Origin of the sequence: Roseomonas sp. 18066, from assembly GCF_902706185.1 — a bacterium.
GTDB lineage: Bacteria > Pseudomonadota > Alphaproteobacteria > Acetobacterales > Acetobacteraceae > Pseudoroseomonas.
This window is the reverse complement of the sequence record NZ_CACSJM010000344.1, coordinates 1-594: the sequence shown is the minus strand read 5'-3', so window position 1 is coordinate 594 and position 594 is coordinate 1. Positions and strand designations below refer to the sequence as shown.

General features: G+C 76.6%; 1 protein-coding gene. It reads left to right on the top strand.

Annotation, left to right across the window (positions count from 1 at the left end; translation table 11 throughout):
* Nucleotides 1-594, top strand: a 594-nt coding sequence (locus GVN67_RS29150; RefSeq protein ID WP_160000782.1) for an MFS transporter, incomplete at both ends; no start/stop codon positions are given.

Here is a 594-nt window from a genome sequence, read left to right as displayed (position 1 = left end):
CTGCCGGCCATGACGGCGGTACAGGCGGCCGTGGCGCTGGGCACCTTCGCGCTGTCGGTGCTGGCACCACAGCTGGGCGTGGGCGTGCAGGCGCTGGGATGGCTGGGCAGCGCGCTGTTCGGCGTGGGAGCGATGGCCGCGCTGGGAAGCGGCACGCTGATCCGCCGCTGGGGCGATGCCCGGCTGGCCGCGCTGTGCATGCTGCTGGTGGCGCTGGCCATGGCCTGCCTGGCCGCCGATGCGCTGGGACTGGGGCCGGCCCGGTGGTCGCTGTGGCCAGCCGTGCTGCTGCTCGGGCTCGCTTTCGGACCCGAGACTCCGGCCAGCGCGTCGGTGCTGGCCCGCGTGACGCCTCCCGCACGCCGGCCCTGGGTGTTTTCCATCCGCCAGACGGGCAACCAGATCGGCGCGATGGCCGGCTCGCTGCTGCTGCCCTGGTTGTTCGTGCGCCACCGGGCTGCGCCCTTCGTGGCGGTGGCGGCCGTGGCGCTGGCCGTGGGGGCGGCCTGCCTGCGGGTGGCCCGCTTCCTGGCCGGGGCGCACGCCGCACCGGCCGTGCCACCGGGCGCGGCCGATCGGCGCAGCGGGTTGCGC